The organism is Lentzea sp. NPDC051208 (genome assembly GCF_040682435.1).
In the GTDB taxonomy this organism is placed as follows: Bacteria; Actinomycetota; Actinomycetes; order Mycobacteriales; family Pseudonocardiaceae; genus Lentzea; species Lentzea kristufekii.
The window spans coordinates 61006-77387 of the sequence record NZ_JBFBAW010000021.1 but is presented as its reverse complement, the minus strand read 5'-3'; the positions used below and the strand labels follow the sequence as shown (position 1 = coordinate 77387).

Below are 16382 nucleotides of genomic sequence, written 5' to 3'. Positions count from 1 at the left end.
TATGACAGACCACCTCTCTCCCCTCGACATCGCTTTCCTCGCGATGGAGGGCGACACCAATCCGTTGCACCTCGGTGCCGTCGCGACCTTCGCACCGTCCACTCCGGTGCATCCGGCCCGCATCGCCGCCGTGCTCTGCGAACGGGCGCAAGAGATTCCGCGCCTGCGCCAGCGCGCACGCACCTCGTTGCTCGGTGGCGCGCGCTGGGTGGAAGACCCGGGTTTCGCGCCGGAGGACCACGTCTTCACGCACCACGCGCGCGGCCGTGACCGGTTCGCCAGCCTCGTCTCGCACCTCATGGCGCAGCCGCTCGACCTCGCGCGACCGCCGTGGGAGCTGCACGTCATCACCGGCCTCGCGGGCGGCCGGTTCGCCGTCGTCGCGAAGCTGCACCACTCGCTGTGCGATGGCATGAAGGCCGTCGGCCTGGGAATTCAGCTCTTCGACCCGTCCCGGCTGTCCATTCCGGACGCTGTGGAGCCGGCGGTGAAGTCGATCCTCCCGTCCCTCCCGTCGCTGCGCGGGATCAAGGACACGATCGACATCGCGTCGAGCGTGCTCATGAACACCCGCCCGCCGACGCTGAACTCGCCGGTGCTCACCTCGTCCACCCGGCCACGCCGCGTGGTGATGTCGCGCCTGGATCTCGCGGACGTGCACCGGATCCGCCGCGCGCACGGCGGCACGGTGAACGACGTGTTGCTGGCCCTCGTCACAGGTGCGTTGCGTCACTGGCTTTCCGCGCACGGCAGCGCCGGTCCCGACTCCGTCGTGCGCGCCCTGATCCCGGTTAACCAGCGCTCACGCTCCGGCGACGGCGCCTCGGGCAACCAGATCTCCGGCTTCCTGGTCGCGCTGCCCGTCGGCGAGACGGACCCGGTGAGGCGGCTGCGGAACATCCGCTCGCAGATGGAGGCCGCGAAGGCGGCGGGCCCGGACCGGGGTGCCGGGGCGCTGCCGCTGCTCGCCGACAAGGTGCCGCCGCTGGTGCACCGCCTGGCCGCGCCGGTCATGGGTCGCTGCGCTCCGCTGCTGTTCGACACGCTGGTCACCTCGGTGCCGCTGCCGTCCGTTCCGCTCTCGCTGGACGGCGCCGCGCTGTGCGAGATGTACCCGGTCGCGCCCGTCGCACCCGGTCACGCCGTCGGCATCGCGCTGTCGGTCTACAAGTCGTCGGTCCACGTCTGCCTGAACACGAACCAGTCGTGGATGTCGGACGCGCACTGGCTCGACAGCGTGCTGCGGCGCGAGCTCTCCTCGTTGCAGGAGAGCAGGGAGCTGGTGGGTTTGCCGAGGTAGAGCCGCGGGCAAACCTGTTTTCATGAGCAACACCGTGGTCCTCGACGTGGACGGAACCCTGGTCGACACCAACTACCACCACACGGTGGCGTGGCTGCGCGCCTTCCGCACCGTCGACGTCACCGTGCCCGGATGGCGCGTGCACCGCGCGATCGGCATGGGCGGCGACAAGCTGGTGGCCGCCGTGGCGGGCGACAAGGTCGAACAGGACCACGGCGACAAGCTGCGGCAGGCGTGGGAGCGGTACTTCGACGAGATGCTGGACGAGATCCAGCCGTTGGAGGGCGCACACCGCCTGATCCGCGCGGCGACCGACCTCGGACTGACCGTGGTCCTCGCGAGCTCGGGCAAGCGCAAGCACGTCGAGCACTACCTGAAGCTGCTCGACCCCGGCGACGTCGCCTGGACGACCTCGGACGACGTCGAGGACAGCAAGCCGGCGCCGGACCTGATCGAGGTGGCCCTGCGCAAGGTCGAGGGTGAGCGCGCGGTCGTGGTGGGCGACTCGGTGTGGGACTGCGAGGCCGCCGCACGGGTCGGGTTGCCGTCGATCGGGCTGCTGACGGGCGGGTTCGGCGAGGACGAACTGGTCGACAGCGGAGCCTCGGCGGTCTACCAGGACCTGGACACGCTGCGAGCGGAGCTGAGCGACCTGCCGTTCGCCGTCGTGGAGGAGCCCGACGCCTGAAAATCCCTTGCCGGGCCGTCCGGGCAGCCGATACCCAGACCGCATGTTCTGCTGGATGGACCTCAAGACCCGCGACCTGGCCGGCACCACCGCCTACTTCTCGCAGACCCTGGGCTGGCGCTTCGAGGTGGACGAAGAGGACTGGCGCAAGGCCGTCAAGATCTCCGTCCACGGCCACCTGATCGGCGGCGTGAGCGACCTCGCCAACCCGGTGTACCCGCCGGGAACACCCGCCCACATCGCCTACTACCTGGCGGTCGACGACGTCGGCCGCCGCACCGCGACGGCCGTGGCGAACGGCGCCCGCGTCGTCGTGCCGCCCTTCGAGGCGGGCGACCAGGGCCGCCTGGCCACGGTGATCGACCCGTTCGGTGCCGCCTTCTCGCTGTGGCAGCGGCACAGGTTCGCCGGCTGGACGTTCCCGCCCGGCCTGCCGGGTGCTGCGCGCCGCATGGTCCTGGCCTGCGCCCGGCCGGACGAGGCCAGGCACTTCTACGAGGAGACGACCGGCGCCCCGCTGCCCGGCGCGGACTTCGTCACCTCACCGGGCCTCACAGCCCCTCAGTGGGAACTCGCGATCGAGGCAGGCGACCGGCCCGGTCCCCGTGGCGGGCGGGTGAGCAGTCCGGAAGGCCTGACGTTCCAGGTCTACGGCTGAGGAACGACCGGTGGAACCGGAACGTCCGAGGGCTTGCCGCGGTCCCTCTTCTCCTTGCTCGGCCTGGTCGTGTCCCCGGCCGGCTCGTCCCCGGTGGTCTCCACGACCGGAGCCGACGACGGCACGACCCCACCGGCCCCTGGCTGCGGCGCTCCGGGCACACCCGGCGCGTCCGAGACCCCCGGCGCGTCCGAGGCCCCCGGCACGCCCGACCCGTCCGGCGTCTGCACCACGGTCACGGTCGACGGCGTCACGGTGACGACCTGGGTGTGCGCGTCCGGCACCACCGGCCTGTCCGCCGCCGGCGCCTCGTTCCCGCCACCGCCGAGGTTCGCCACCACGACGGCCACCGCGGTGACGGCGACGGCCGCGGCCGCGATCGCCACGCGCTTGCCCCGCCGGGAGCGGGGCTCGGGCACGGCCGGAGGCTCGTCCGGGGCGACGGCCGCGTCCGGCAGCAACGCCGGCAGGCCCCGGCTGGCCTCGAAGGCGGCCTGCAACGACCGGGAGCACTGAGCGGCGGACGGCCGGCGCGCCGGGTTCATGTCCGTCATCGCGGACAGCAACGACACCCAGGCCAGCGGCAGGTCCACGGGAATCCGCGGCGACCGGGCGAGGCGGGCGAGGGCGGCCTCGGCGTCGCCGCCGGGGTACTCGGTCCGCCCGGTCAGGCACTCCAGCAGCACGAGGCCCAGCGAGTAGACGTCGGCGGGCGGGCCGACCTCGGCGCCGCGCACCTGCTCCGGCGACAGGTAGCCGGCGGTGCCGACCAGCACGCCGGACGTCGTCACCCGCGTCACCTCCGCGACCAGCGCGAGGCCGAAGTCCGCCAGGTAGGCCTGCTTCTCGGTGTCGTCGAGCAGGATGTTGGACGGCTTGATGTCGCGGTGCACGACGCCCAGGTCGTGCACGTGGTCCAGCACCGCGGCGATCTGGCTGCCGATCCGCGCCACGAACCGGGGCGGCAGCGGTTCGCGCATGCGCTGGCGCAGCGTGCCGCCGGTGATCTCGCGCATCACGAAGTACGGGCGGCGCGACACCGTGCCGGAGGCGTAGACCGGGATGATGCCGGGGCAGTCCAGCGAGACCAGCATCGAGGCCTCGCGCTGCAGGCGTAGTTCGTCGTCGGGCAGGCCGGGGCCCGAGAAGATCTTGATCGCCACCGAGGACGTCGTCGACCGGTCGTACGCGCGGTAGACCTCCGCCATGCCGCCGGACCCGAGGAGCGTGCCGACGACGAAACGGTTGTCGATCACCGCTCCGGTCAGATCGCCGTCCCAAGGTGCGCTCATGGGCCTCCGCTCGCCTGCGCAGCAACCTAACGGGTCACCTGGAATTCCGGTACCCGCCCTACCTGAAGATCAAACTACGATCATCCCGCATTCGATCTCCCGGACCACCGCCACCTCGTGTTCCAGCCGGTACGACCGGTCGCCGCCAGCAGCGAGTTCCCGCACGAGCACCTTGTCGTCGCGGAGGTTCGGCTTGTTAACGCAGCGGCGAATTTTCGGGCCTGCACGGTGCAGCCACGCGGGTGACTCTGTGTCGATCGGGTCGAGACGACCGTCACTCGAACCGCAGCTTCTCCCGGACGTCGGCGGTCACGAGGCAGCCGGAGGTGGCCTGCCAGACCCGGCTCAGCCGGACCCGGAGGTCGGTGCCGCCGGTCAACGCCTGCGCCACGAACTGCAACCCGAGCAACTCGGCCACGATCTGCTCGGCCGCGTGCCGCACGTTCACCTCCGGCAACAACTCGCCGCGTTCGGACGCCAGCGACAGCAGGTCCCGCACCACCGTCACCCAGCCGATCACCTGCGCGGCCGCGGCGACGTCGAAGAACACCGCCTCCCGCAACAGCTTCGCGCTCACCCGCACGGTGAGATCCGTCTCGAGCCGGCCGACGAACTCGAACGACATCTCGATCAGCGCCTGCACGGGTGACGACTCGACCGAGAGCACCTCGTCACGCAGCCGGTGCCACAGCAGGGACTGCTCCTCGATGATGGCGACGCCAAGGGCTTCTTTGGAACGAAAGTGGCAATACAGCGCACCTTTGGAAACGTCCGCCCGCGCACACACGGCCGTGAGGCTCGACCTGGAGAACCCTTCTCGGTCGAAGACCTCCGCCGCGGCTCGCAGCAGTTTCGCGCGCGTGTGCGCCGACTTCTCGCGTTTGGAACTCATCACTTGATCCGTGCGACGCCGGTCGCGACGGCTGTGGCGAAGGTGTCCGGCATCTGCCAGTACTGCTCGATCTCCCCCAGGTGCACCGAAAGCACCGCGGCGAAGCGCACTTCCACCGGTTCGCCGCTGGCACGGACCCGCCAGCGCGCCGAGCCGATCACGGCGGCGTCTCCTCCGTCGACGATCACCTGGCGCACCGAGAGCTGCTCCAGGTCGAACGTGGCGAACAGGGTCAGGAACTGGGACTCGACCTCACGGCGGGTGCGCCTGCCGAGTGCCCAGCGGACGCCGTTCGGGTCGGGCGCCTCCCATTCGACGGCCGGTGCGCACAACCGCGCGATGCCAGGTGCGTCCTGTGCCGCGAGTCGTGCCAGGAAGACCTGCACCGCTTCGACCGTCGAGTACATTTCACTCACCTTCTCATCCCGGTCATTGCTGCGGCAATGAACTCGGTGCAGTCACACTAGCGAGGCGCTCGAAATGCGAGTGCGCACACCCCATTGGACCAGCTCTGTTTCACCCAAACATCCGATCGGACGATTCCGTTGGTACCTGAACTTTCAACGACCGTCGGTATCACCGCAATGCACGGCACGAACTGCTGGACTTTGAGGCATGGTTGATGGCGCACCCGTCAACTCACTGAAACGGAGCAGAACCGTGCTCAAGGCAGCCACTCAAGCCCACGAGCACCAGGTCACCCCGCCGATTACCGCCTTGATTCCACAGGCACGGCGAGAACAAGGGCTCACTCAGCGCGCTCTCGCGGACCTGTTGTGCGAGATCTCACAAAACGACAGCGTCACCCGTGAAGAAGTGTCGAGGTGGGAACGCGGCAAACGCATTCCCGGCCCTTACTGGCGTGCCTGGATCAGCGAGGCCCTCGACGTGCCGCACGCGGCCCTCGACCGAGCTGCCGTGATCGAGCGGGAATGCCGCAGGGCGAAGGAGGAAGACCACTCCTGCTAGCGGTGCGCGGGCAGACGGCAGGGGTCTGCCCGCCCGCAGGGGCGGTGCCCACAGCGGCCGCCGCAGGGCACCGCCCTACCACAAGCCCCAGGCAGGAGGGACCTTTGGCCCCCTGTGCGTCCGCGCACAGGGGGCCAGACTGCGTGACGTGACAGCCTTCGGACATTCCGTCGCAACGTTGCTTCTACTCGCCGGTAGCACGATCGGCGGCACACCGGGCGTTTCCCCCGTCAAGGTCAACGAGATCGCACTGGGCCCCTCCGGATTCGTCGAACTGCGCAACACGGCCTCCACCACCGCAGACATCGGAGGGTGGACCGTCCAGACCTGCGCCGGCGGCACCTCCGAAATCCTCGCCACCATCTCACCAGGCACACCCCTGGCTCCGGGCGAATACTTCGTCATAGTCGGTGCCGCGTTCAGCGGAACAGTGCCGAACGGCCTGATCGTCGAGACCGTGGACGGAAGTGGCGTAATCGCCAGGAACCGGCACGGCGCACACACCGACAGCGTCGGCCTCAGCTCCTCCTCGCCGTGCCGGGAAGCCGGACCCGCGACACCTTGCGCAGATTCATCGCTCGGCCGCGACGGCTCCTCGCGCGACACGGATCACAACTCGGCCGACTTCAGCTGCCGCATTCCTTCTCCTGGAGAAAGCAATCCCTGATCATTCGGCAATGGCCCCTTTCGAGGCCGAACGAATGCGAGCAAAGTCAGTCCCAGCGGCAAGACAGGTCGTTCCCCCGGACCACCTGGCCGCTACGAGGAATATCCCGAATTCACTTTCCCGAAGGGACAGGACAATGCGTCGACTGCTGAGCGGAGCTGCCGCCCTGGCAATCGCGAGCACCATCGCGTTCGCCGGACTGGCAACGGCCGCCGAGGAGCCCGAGTCTCCCGAGGTCATGCAGCTGCCGGCAGTGCTGATCAACGAGGTCTCCACCATGGGACCGAACGGCCCGCTCGACGAGGCGATCGAGATCATCAACACCACGAGCGAGCAGGTCGACCTGAGCAACTGGGTCATCAGGATCTACAACCAGCGCAACGAGGTCATCCAGACGATCCCGTTGGTCGACCCGCTCGGCGGGCCGCTCACGCTGGCCCCGGCGAACAACGTCGGCAGCACGCTGGTGCTGACGGGCGCGGAGTTCTCGGGCACCACGTCCACGCCGAACGTTCTCCCGGTGCGATTCACCGGCGCCGAGGGCATCCCGTCCCTCGGTGGCGTGGCTGTCTTCGGCAGCCTGGCCCCGACTGCCTTCAAGATCGACGGTGTCGCATTCTCGGCGCCGGTGAGCGCCGCGAAGGAAGGCGTGCACGCCCAGCCCGAGAACCAGCGGACCGCGCAGCTCAACGGTTCCAACACGCGCAACCTGCTGAACCAGGACACCAACAACAACCAGCGGGACTTCTCGCTGCAGGAACGCACCTTCTGATCAACTCGATCTGACCGTCAAGCGGGTGCACCGAACGAAGTGCCCGGACCACCTCCCCTCGGTGGTCCGGGCACGCTCGTGTGTGGCGTGAAGTCGCCAACGGCGACTAACCGCCGCTTTTTACTGTTTCCCAACGATTTGCGGCCCCTCATCCTGCTGTGACCTGATCACCGAGGGAGGGCGCCGTGATTCGACAAGTTCTGGCACTTGCCGTAGCTGCCGCAACGCTCGTCGCACCAGCCGCGTCCGCCGCGTCACCACCGCCGCAGACGCAGACATCCGAGGCCTCACACCGGATCACGCTCATCACCGGTGACGTCGTCGACTACACCGAACGTTCGGACGGGCGGCGGTTCGCCCAGATCCACGCCGCACCACGGGATGGCGAGCAGCCGATCTTCCACACGATGACGACGGCAAAAGGTCTGCACGTCTACCCGTCGGACGCGATGAGCGCCGTCACGTCCGGAACGGTCGAGCGCACTCTCTTCAACGTCACCGATCTCGTGCGCACCGGCCAGTCCGACGACCGCACGACCACGGTTCCGGTGCTGATGACCGGTGGCTTCTCCGCCAGCGCCCACACCAGGATCAGCAGTCTCGACGCCTCGGGCATCCGGGTCGAGAAGTCGAAGGCGCGGGAGTTCTGGCGTTCCCTGGACATGAGCGCGAAGTCCGGCGTGCGGCTGAAGTACGACCGCCCGGTCCGCGTCGCGCTCGACCAGACCACCCGGCAGATCGGTGCCCCGGAGGCGTGGAAGGCCGGCCTGGACGGCACCGGTGTCACGGTCGCCGTCGTCGACACCGGCATCGACGCGCACCACCCCGACGTCGCCGGCAAGATCACCGCTACGGAGAACTTCTCCGACGAACCGGACATCGTCGACCGGCACGGCCACGGCACGCACGTCGCCTCGACCGTCGCCGGCACCGGTCAGGGTTCCGCCGGCAGGTACAAGGGCGTGGCCCCCGGCGCGACGCTCGTGATCGCCAAGGTCTTCAACGGCGCCGGCGAGGCGGACACGTCCCAGGTGCTCGCCGGCATCGAGTGGGCGGCCCGCTCCGGGGCGAGGATCGTCAACCTCAGCCTCGGCGGTGCCGTCACGGACGGCAGTGACGAGATGAGCGCGCTGGTCGACAGGCTCTCCGCGGAGACGGGCGTGCTGTTCGTGGTGGCGGCGGGCAACAACGGCCCGGCCGGCCGCTCGGTCACCTCACCCGGCGCCGCGGCCTCCGCTCTCACCGTCGGCGCGGTCGACCGGCAGACCAAACCGGCGCCGTTCAGCAGCACCGGCCCGCGCATCGGTGACGCCCACGTGAAGCCGGAGATCACCGCGCCCGGCGTCGGCGTCGTGGCCGCCCGTGCCGCGGGCACCTCGATGGGCGCCCCGGTCGACGACCGCCACACGGCCGCCTCGGGAACGTCCATGGCGACGCCGCACGTCGCGGGCGCCGCGGCGCTGCTCACGCAGCAGCACCCCGACTGGGACGCGCAGACGGTGAAGAACGCCCTCGTCACCAGCGCCACCGATGCCGGCATGTCCTGGTACGAGCAAGGCGCCGGCCGCCTCGACGTCGCAAGGGCCATCACGCAGAAGGCCACGGCCACCGCGTCGGCGAGCTACGGCCGTCACGAACGCGGCAAGGGTGGAGTGCTCACCAGGGAACTCCAGTACGTCAACACCTCCGGCACCCCGCTCACCCTCGACCTCAGCGCGACGATCAAGGGCTGGGACGGGAAGTCGACGACCGGGTTCACCCTCGGCACCACCCGGTTGACCGTTCCCGCCCACGCCAAGGCGTCGGCCACCCTCACCCTCGACCCGGAGGTGGGCCCGGCCGGCGTGTACGGCGGCGTGGTCACGGCGACCGGAGCCAGCACGACGTTGCGCACCCCGGTCAGCGTCTACGAGGCGCCCCAGACGTTCCCGGTGTCCGTGCGGGTCCGCGACGGCGCCGGCGAACCGCCCGCACCGGCGATGGGCCAGCTGATCGACGACACCAACGGTGGCGACGACGTCAACGACCCGTTCGACGAGACCCTGAGCTACTACTTCGACGTCGTCAACGGTGAAGGCGTCGCGAACGTGCCGAGCGGCCGCTATTCGGCGGTGACCTGGGCGACCGAGAACACGGCGGGAGTCCGGCGCTGGTCCGCACTCGCCGCACCGGAGCTGACGGTCAGCGGCGCCTCCAGCGTCTCACTCGACGCGCAGAAGACCGTGCCGATCGAGGTCGTGCCACCAGGTCCGGCCGAACAGCGCGACCGCACCGTCACCGTGCGCCGCGTCCTCCCGGCGGAAGGAGACAGGCTGCCGCTGATCACCGAGATCGCCGCCGCGCTCGGCAGCGCACCGTGGGAGATCCGCGCGACGCCTTCCGCGGCGGCGAAGAAGGGTGCGATCTCGTTGCAGGACAACGTGACCCTGCAGACCGCGACGGTCACCGCGTCCTCGGGAGGCCGGACGCTCGCGACGGACGGCGACGTGGGCGTGCTGTCCGCGAAGTGGTCCGGTGAGCGCGACCTGACCCTCGGCGGGGACACGGCGCTGGTGAAGATCAAGGCGGACACACCGGCCGCCATGGTCAAGGCGGCCAACACCGCCGCCACGGCCGCGGCCCAGGCCGGCAAGAAGGCGATCCTGTCCTATGTGGACGCTCCGGGTGCGCTCGCGCTCACCGGGCTCTCCAGCGCCTCTCTCCCGGCGCTGAGCGTCAGCAACGCGGACGGCGAGTTCCTCGCGAAGCAGAGGTCCTTGAGGCTGACCGTCAAACCCGGCCCGGAGTCGGTGTTCAACCTGAGCTTCCTGGACGCCAACGGGATCCCGGCCGACCACCGCCGGACGGTGGACCCCTCCAAGCTCGTCCAGCGGCAGACCGCCTACCACGCCGACAAGCCGGGCCTGACGGTGCAGAAGACGTGGTACCCGTTCCCGACCGGCCTGTGGCAGACGCAGATCCTGCGCGGCACCACGTTCACCCCGCCGGCCGCGTGGAAGGAGTACATCGGGCCGGGAGACGAGCGGATCGTCTGGAAGCGGCACGTGACGCTGAGCGGAACCGACGCCAAGGGCCAGCGCGCGGCCATGACCATGTTCCAGGAGAACGTGTTCCGCGAGGGTGCGGCTCCCGCGCCGGAACGGTGGTTCGCGGGACCGATGCACAGCACCGCGATCGCGCTGCAGTCCGACCACCCCGCCCGCTACCCCGCCGCGAACGGCGCGTGGCGGCAACTCTGCTCGAACTGCCGGACGGGCGACACGTTCGTCCCCGCCCTGCAGTGGACCGACGGCAACCCCGGTCACTACACGAATCCTTACCAGAACAGCAAGTTCTTCACGACCACCAAGGTCCGGCTGTTCCGGGGCGACGCGGAGATCCCGGCCTCCCAGGAGCCACTGGCCTTCTACCCCACCTTCACGATGGCACCGGAGAAGGCGGCCTACCGCCTCGAAACGGTCGAGACGCACGCTCCGGGAGCCGTCGCGGGCGCGGTCAACCCGGTGCTGTTCACCCTCGCCCCGCGCACCGAGACCACGTGGACCTTCCAGTCCCACCGCTCGCAGAACCCTCCTCCTCCCGGATACGCGTGTCACGCGGGTCAGCCGGCCTGCCAGTTCCAGCCGCTCATCCGGCTCCGCCACGACCTGCCGCTCGACCTCACGAACTCCGCACCGGCGGGCACACCGTTCACCTACCACGTGCACGCGTCCAACAGCTCACCCATCACCCTGGTGAAGGTGCAGTGGTCGTCGGACGACGGCAGGACGTGGAGTCAGGCGGCCATCCAGCCGGGCGGAGACCGCTGGCAGGTCACGATCGACAAACCCGCCGGCGACGTGTGGCTGCGCACCGAGGCCCGGGACGGAGCGGGGAACACCGTCGTGCAGACCATGCAGAAGGCGTTCCGCACTCACTCCGGTAGCTGAGGTGGCAGCAGAGAGGTAGCACCGCGTGCTGCGGCGCGCAGACCCGCCTGGAACCGGGTCTGCGCGCCCAGCTCGTCCATCAGCCGGTGCAGCCGCCGCTGAAAGGTCCGATAACTCAGCCCGAGCTGCTTCGCGATGCTGCGATCCGGCAGCCCGGTGGCCAGCAACGCGAGCAGTCGCGCGTCCTCGATCGAGATCTCGGTGCTCGCGGGCTGCCCCGGCAACGACAACGGCACCGCGTCGTCCCACAGCCTGGCGAACAGCGCGCCGAGCGAGTCGAGCAACGCCGACCGGTGCACGATCACCGCGCTCTCCAGCGTCGTCTCGGTGCCGTGCAGCGGGATGAGCCCCAGATGGGCGTCCGCCAGGATCATCTTCGTCGGCGCGACGGCGACCACCCGCGCCTCCTCCCCCAGCGACAGCCCCATCTCCAGGTCGGCGCGCAGGTCGTGCAGCTCCAGCGCCTGGCGTTCGTAGATCCCGCGGAACCGGATGCCGCGGTTCAACAGCTCCTCCTCCACCGGGTGCAAGGACGTGGGCGCCTTGGCATAGGGCGGTTTGTCCACGAAGCAGACCTCCCGCCGGGCGGTGCGCATGACCTGGTCGACGCGCCGCGAGATCGCCTCGGTCCCGTGCACGACCTCGACGAGATCGGCTGGCGCGCGCACCCCTGCCGCGCGTTCGTACCGGACCTGCAGCTCGCCGGCCAGCAACCGGTCACGCCGCAGGTCGTCCTCCCTGCGCAGGAAGTGCATGGCCAGCGCGACTTCCGGGGCCACAGCCGTGTGCAGCCCGTTGACCTGGTGGACGAACCCCAGCTCCGTCAACGACCTCAGCGCGGGGCGGACGGTCGACTCGGCCATGTCCGTGGCGAGGCAGAGTTCGGCGACACCGAGCTGGTAGGAGTCCACGAGCACCTCGTACACCGCGAATTCCGCCGGACGCAATCCGAGCACGCGAGCAGTATGCCGACTTCGGGCACGCGTTGACGCGGGGCCAGAACCAGGTCGTGCGCGACGACGTGGAGTTCCTCTTCGACAACACCATCGTCGCCATGAACGAGCACTCCGGCGGCGTGGACCTGACGTTCCGCAGCGGCCTGCAACGCACCTACGACCACATGATCGGAGCCGACGGACTGCACTCGGTGGTGCGCGAGCAGACGTTCGGGCCGGAGGAGCGGTTCCACCGCTACCTCGGCTACTGCTTCGCAGGCTTCACGCTCCCGGCCACCTCGGCCCCACGCAGGAAGCCCTGTGTGGAACGAACCCGGCCGCGCCGCCGCGCTGTACGCCGTCGGTGCGAACGAGACCGCGCACGGTTTCCTGAGCTTCGCGCGCGCCGAGGCGCCGTTCCCCCGACCCGCAGGCCCAGCGCGACCTCGTGGCGGAGGTGTTCGCCGGTGACGGCTGGGAGGTGCCGGGGCTGGTCAAGGCGATGCACGAGGCCAACGACCTGTTCTTCGACACGGTCAGCCAGATCCGGATGCCGCGCTGGTCGTCCGGCCGCGTCACCCTGGCCGGGGACGCCGCGCACGATCCGGCCGTTCGTGGAGGCGAACCAGAACCTGGTCGACGTCGGTAACGCGGAACTGTTCCCCGGCACCGCCGAGGCACTGGCCGCGCGCAACGCCGCCCTGCGCTCGCGCGAGACGATGCCCGCCGAGGCCGCGCGCCCCGAACACTCCGCGCTGACCCTCCCGGACTTCGAGCTGCGTGCGTGAGTTCGAGTCGCTATCTCCTCAACAGCTCGTCCACAGGCGACTCACAGGAATCGGCCGCAATCTGGGTCGCATGACGGACAACCACGACCGCGGCCTCCAGTTCGACCTCGCCACGCTCATCGGGCGCAGGCGGGCGCTGACGCTGCTCGGCGGCGCAGGCCTCACGCTCGTGGCCTGCGCCCCGTCGACCACCACCGCGACCTCGACCACCACCGGCTCGACCACCACCACCGCCGACGGCACCCCGCTGGACACCATCCCGGCGGAGACCGCCGGCCCGTACCCCGGCGACGGCTCCAACGGCCCGAACGCGTTGACGCAGAGCGGAATCGTGCGTTCGGACATCCGGTCCAGCTTCGGTTCGTCGAGCCGCACGGCCGAGGGCGTGCGGCTGACCATCGACCTGACGGTCCAGAACGACGACGGCAAGCCGTTCGCGGGTGCCGCGATCTACCTGTGGCACTGCGACATCAACGGCGACTACTCGATGTACTCGGACCGCGTGAAGAACGAGAACTTCCTGCGCGGGGTCCAGGAGGCCGACGCGAGCGGCAAGCTGACGTTCGTCAGCGTCTTCCCCGGCGCGTACGCGGGACGCTGGCCGCACATCCACTTCGAGGTCTACCCGAGCCTCGCCGAGGCGACCAGGGCCGGCAACAAGATCACGACCTCGCAGCTCGCGTTGCCCGAGACGACGTGCAAGGAGGTCTACGGCACGGCCGGGTACACGCAGAGCGTGCAGAACATGTCGCGGACCTCGCTCAAGCAGGACATGGTGTTCCGCGACGGCGTCGACCACCAGATGGCGACGATGTCGGGAGACGTCCAGTCCGGTTACACCGCCTCACTGACCTTCGCGGTGCAGGGCTAGCCACAGTTCCGCGCGCAGGCCGGGCGAGTCGAGCGAGCGGTTCAGCGCCTGCTCGGCCTTGCGCACCCGGTTGCGCAGCGTGTGCCGGTGCACGCCGAGTTCCGTCGCGGCCGGGTCCCACGCACCGTGGTGCGCCAGCCACACTCGAAGCGTCGCACGGGTTTCCGCGTCGAGCGGCTTCAGCAACGCGTCCGCGAACCCGTCCGGCAGCGGCAGGTGCCCGGCGAGCTCCTCGAACGTGCGGAGGCCGGCCCGACGGGCCTGGCGGGCCTCGCGGTAGCCCCTCGCCACGTCGCTCTGGTCCACTTCGGACGATGCGACACCGTCGAACTCGTCGGTGAGCACGACGACGTCGCCGTCGTGCTCGGCCCAGAACACGTCGTCGTCCGGCGGTCCGGCGGCGAGGAACGCCCGGAACCGGGCGGGCAGTCCGTCGACCGCGAGCCCGGCCAGCAGCATCCGGAACTGGGCGGCGCGGAGTTCCCTCCTGGCCGCGTCGACCGAGTCGTGCTGGGCGAGCGCGAGGACGAGCAGCGACGCGGCCGTGTTGACGATCCCCGGATCCGGCCTGGCGGTACCGACCGCCAGAACCCCTCGGGCGCGGCTGCCGAGGACCTGGAGGAACACGTGCACGCCGTCGAGCTCGAACGCGGCGCTGGCCAGTCCGCCCGCGGTCTTCAGCCGGGCGAGCTCGGCGGTGAGGTCCGGAACGAGGCGGGGGTTGTGGGCGTGCACGGGCTGGCCGGCCGCGTCGAGGAGCACGGCCCAGCCGTCGATCCACTGGCCGAGCCTGCGCACCACTCCCCCGACGCCGGCCCGGACAGCGGCTCTGGTGAGCGCGCGCTGAGCCTCGCTGGTCCTGGTCAGCGCCGCGTACTCGTCGGCGGCGAGCGCCTTCGACACGGCCTTGCTGATCGCGATGAACGGCACGTCGCGCGGCACCTCGACCAGTCCCAGCCCCGCCTCCGCCGCCGCTTCCACGAGTGCGGGCGGCACGACGTCGTGCCCCAGGCCGGTGCCGAAGCCGAGCCCGACGACCCCCGCGCGCACCAGCCGTTCGACATAACCGTCGCGCAGGGCGTTGAGGCCCGTGGTGAGCAGCAGCTCACCGCCCTCCAGGAACGGGGTGGGGTCCGCGAGCTCCGTGCCGTGCACCCACCCGACCGGCTTCGACACGTCCCCGGCCAGCACCGGCAACGCCAGCCTCCCCGCCAACTCCCGCACCGTGATGGGCATGTGCCAATTTGTACAGTCCCAGCTTCGAAGAGCGCCATTTCAGACACTGCGCAGGCAGCTGACCAGGTCCATGCTGTGCACATGACCCGACTGCGTACCGCGATCCCCGGTCCCGAGTCGCTGGAGCTCCAGGCGCGGCGCAGGGGTGCCGTCGCCGCCGGAGTCGGTTCGACGCTGCCCGTCTACATCGACTCCGCCGACGACGGCCTGCTGATCGACGTCGACGGCAACCAGCTGATCGACCTCGGTTCCGGCATCGCCGTGACGAACGCCGGCAACCCCGCGCCCGCCGTCGCCGAGGCCGTGCACGCGCAGATCGACAGGTTCAGCCACACCTGCTTCATGATCACGCCGTACGAGAGCTACCTCGAGGTCTGCGAGCAGCTGAACGAGCTGACGCCCGGCGGCCACGAGAAGCGGTCGGTGCTGTTCAACTCCGGCGCCGAGGCCGTCGAGAACGCGGTCAAGATCGCCCGGCACGTCACCGGCAGGCAGGCCGTCGTGGTGTTCGACCACGGCTACCACGGCCGCACGAACCTCACGATGGCGTTGACCGCCAAGAACATGCCCTACAAGCACAGGTTCGGCCCGTTCGCGCCCGAGATCTACCGCGTGCCCGGGTCCTACCCGCTGCACGACGGCCTGACCGGTCCCGAAGCGGCGGCCAGGGCGATCGCCGCCGTCGAGAAGCAGGTCGGCGCGGACAACACCGCCGCTGTCGTGATCGAGCCGATCCAGGGCGAGGGCGGGTTCGTCGAACCCGCCGAGGGCTTCCTGCCGGCGATCGCGCGGTGGTGCTCCGAACGTGGTGTGCTGTTCGTCGCCGACGAGATCCAAACCGGCTTCTGCCGCACCGGTTCGTGGTTCGCGCTCGACCACGAGGGCGTGGTGCCGGACCTGATCACCACGGCCAAGGGCATCGCGGGCGGACTGCCGCTCGCCGCCGTCACGGGTCGTGCCGAGATCATGGACGCCGTGCACGTCGGCGGCCTCGGCGGCACCTACGGCGGCAACCCGGTGGCGTGCGCGGCGGCCCTGGGCGCCATCCGCACGATGCGCGAACGCGACCTCAACGCCGCCGCCCGCCGCATCGAGGAGAAGGTGCTGGGCCGGCTCAGGGCGATCGCGGAGAAGACCGACGTCATCGCGGACATCCGCGGCCGTGGCGCGATGCTCGCCATCGAGTTCACCGAACGCACCCCCGACGTCGCCGCGCGCGTCGCGAAGGCGTGCCATGAACAGGGTGTCGTCGTGCTGACGTGCGGCACGTACGGCAACGTGATCCGCCTGCTGCCCCCGCTGGTCATCCCGGACGACCTGCTCGCCGAAGGACTCGACGTGCTCGAAGGAGCTCTGCTCGCATGATTGGCTTCCACACCCCCGAA

Annotated in this window: 16 protein-coding genes; 11 read left to right on the top strand and 5 right to left on the bottom strand. The window is 70.0% G+C overall.

The window, feature by feature from the left end; genetic code table 11:
* Nucleotide 1: 1 nt before the first annotated feature.
* From AB0M48_RS37600 to AB0M48_RS37590, 3 genes are read left to right on the top strand one after another with little or no spacing between them, the layout of a single operon-like run.
* Nucleotides 2-1300: a wax ester/triacylglycerol synthase family O-acyltransferase gene (locus tag AB0M48_RS37600; protein WP_363851442.1), complete on the top strand. Its 1299-nt coding sequence runs from the start codon at nucleotides 2-4 to the stop codon at nucleotides 1298-1300.
* Between the two features lie 22 nt (nucleotides 1301-1322).
* Nucleotides 1323-1988, top strand: a complete 666-nt coding sequence (locus AB0M48_RS37595) for an HAD family hydrolase (protein WP_363851439.1) — start codon at nucleotides 1323-1325, stop codon at nucleotides 1986-1988.
* 55 nt (nucleotides 1989-2043) lie between these two features.
* Entirely contained in the window at nucleotides 2044-2646 is a 603-nt protein-coding gene (locus AB0M48_RS37590; protein WP_363851436.1) for a VOC family protein, read from the top strand.
* Here the strand turns inward: AB0M48_RS37590 and AB0M48_RS37585 are convergent.
* The 3 genes from AB0M48_RS37585 to AB0M48_RS37575 all read right to left on the bottom strand — a co-directional run bounded on the left by AB0M48_RS37585 (nucleotide 2637) and on the right by AB0M48_RS37575 (nucleotide 5237).
* On the bottom strand, nucleotides 2637-3938 hold the full coding sequence (locus AB0M48_RS37585; RefSeq protein WP_363851433.1) for a serine/threonine-protein kinase: 1302 nt from the start codon (nucleotides 3936-3938) through the stop codon (nucleotides 2637-2639). The genes AB0M48_RS37590 and AB0M48_RS37585 overlap by 10 nt on opposite strands.
* A 274-nt stretch (nucleotides 3939-4212) precedes the next feature.
* Nucleotides 4213-4830 carry a ScbR family autoregulator-binding transcription factor gene (locus AB0M48_RS37580; protein ID WP_363851430.1) on the bottom strand — a complete coding sequence of 206 codons (618 nt, stop codon included), beginning with the start codon at nucleotides 4828-4830 and terminating at the stop codon, nucleotides 4213-4215.
* Nucleotides 4830-5237, bottom strand: a complete 408-nt coding sequence (locus tag AB0M48_RS37575; protein WP_363851428.1) for a nuclear transport factor 2 family protein — start codon at nucleotides 5235-5237, stop codon at nucleotides 4830-4832. Before AB0M48_RS37575 ends, AB0M48_RS37580 begins: the two co-directional genes overlap by 1 nt.
* A gap of 253 nt (nucleotides 5238-5490) precedes the next feature.
* On the opposite strand from AB0M48_RS37575, the gene AB0M48_RS37570 reads away from it, so the two are divergent.
* The 4 genes from AB0M48_RS37570 (at nucleotide 5491) to AB0M48_RS37555 (ending at nucleotide 11167) form a co-directional block, all read left to right on the top strand.
* On the top strand, nucleotides 5491-5799 hold the full coding sequence (locus AB0M48_RS37570; RefSeq protein ID WP_363851425.1) for a helix-turn-helix transcriptional regulator: 309 nt from the start codon (nucleotides 5491-5493) through the stop codon (nucleotides 5797-5799).
* A gap of 148 nt (nucleotides 5800-5947) precedes the next feature.
* The gene (locus AB0M48_RS37565; protein ID WP_363851422.1) at nucleotides 5948-6466 is read left to right on the top strand and encodes a lamin tail domain-containing protein; all 519 of its coding nucleotides are present in this window, start codon (nucleotides 5948-5950) and stop codon (nucleotides 6464-6466) included.
* Between the two features lie 136 nt (nucleotides 6467-6602).
* Complete coding sequence (locus AB0M48_RS37560; protein WP_363851419.1) at nucleotides 6603-7238, top strand: lamin tail domain-containing protein; 636 nt, start codon at nucleotides 6603-6605, stop codon at nucleotides 7236-7238.
* 185 nt (nucleotides 7239-7423) lie between these two features.
* Nucleotides 7424-11167, top strand: a complete 3744-nt coding sequence (locus tag AB0M48_RS37555; protein ID WP_363851416.1) for a S8 family peptidase — start codon at nucleotides 7424-7426, stop codon at nucleotides 11165-11167.
* Here the strand turns inward: AB0M48_RS37555 and AB0M48_RS37550 are convergent.
* Nucleotides 11152-12123 (bottom strand): helix-turn-helix domain-containing protein, encoded by a 972-nt coding sequence (locus AB0M48_RS37550; RefSeq protein ID WP_363851413.1) that lies wholly within the window; start codon nucleotides 12121-12123, stop codon nucleotides 11152-11154. The two genes, AB0M48_RS37555 and AB0M48_RS37550, sit on opposite strands and share 16 nt — an antisense overlap.
* 427 nt (nucleotides 12124-12550) lie before the next feature.
* On the opposite strand from AB0M48_RS37550, the gene AB0M48_RS37545 reads away from it, so the two are divergent.
* From AB0M48_RS37545 to AB0M48_RS37535, 3 genes are all read left to right on the top strand, one after another.
* Nucleotides 12551-12751, top strand: coding sequence for a hypothetical protein (locus AB0M48_RS37545; RefSeq protein WP_363851410.1), 201 nt, complete (start codon nucleotides 12551-12553; stop codon nucleotides 12749-12751).
* Nucleotides 12717-12890, top strand: a complete 174-nt coding sequence (locus AB0M48_RS37540; protein ID WP_363851407.1) for a hypothetical protein — start codon at nucleotides 12717-12719, stop codon at nucleotides 12888-12890. The genes AB0M48_RS37545 and AB0M48_RS37540 overlap by 35 nt, the downstream gene beginning before the upstream one ends.
* 70 nt (nucleotides 12891-12960) lie before the next feature.
* Nucleotides 12961-13761, top strand: a complete 801-nt coding sequence (locus tag AB0M48_RS37535) for an intradiol ring-cleavage dioxygenase (protein WP_363851404.1) — start codon at nucleotides 12961-12963, stop codon at nucleotides 13759-13761.
* Here AB0M48_RS37535 and AB0M48_RS37530 read toward each other — a convergent pair.
* Complete coding sequence (locus AB0M48_RS37530) at nucleotides 13735-14997, bottom strand: PucR family transcriptional regulator (protein ID WP_363851401.1); 1263 nt, start codon at nucleotides 14995-14997, stop codon at nucleotides 13735-13737. The genes AB0M48_RS37535 and AB0M48_RS37530 overlap by 27 nt on opposite strands.
* Nucleotides 14998-15078: 81 nt before the next feature.
* Here AB0M48_RS37530 and gabT point away from each other — a divergent pair, with 81 nt between their 5' ends.
* Nucleotides 15079-16362 carry a 4-aminobutyrate--2-oxoglutarate transaminase gene (gene gabT, locus AB0M48_RS37525; RefSeq protein ID WP_363851398.1) on the top strand — a complete coding sequence of 428 codons (1284 nt, stop codon included), beginning with the start codon at nucleotides 15079-15081 and terminating at the stop codon, nucleotides 16360-16362.
* Nucleotides 16363-16382: the final 20 nt, after the last annotated feature.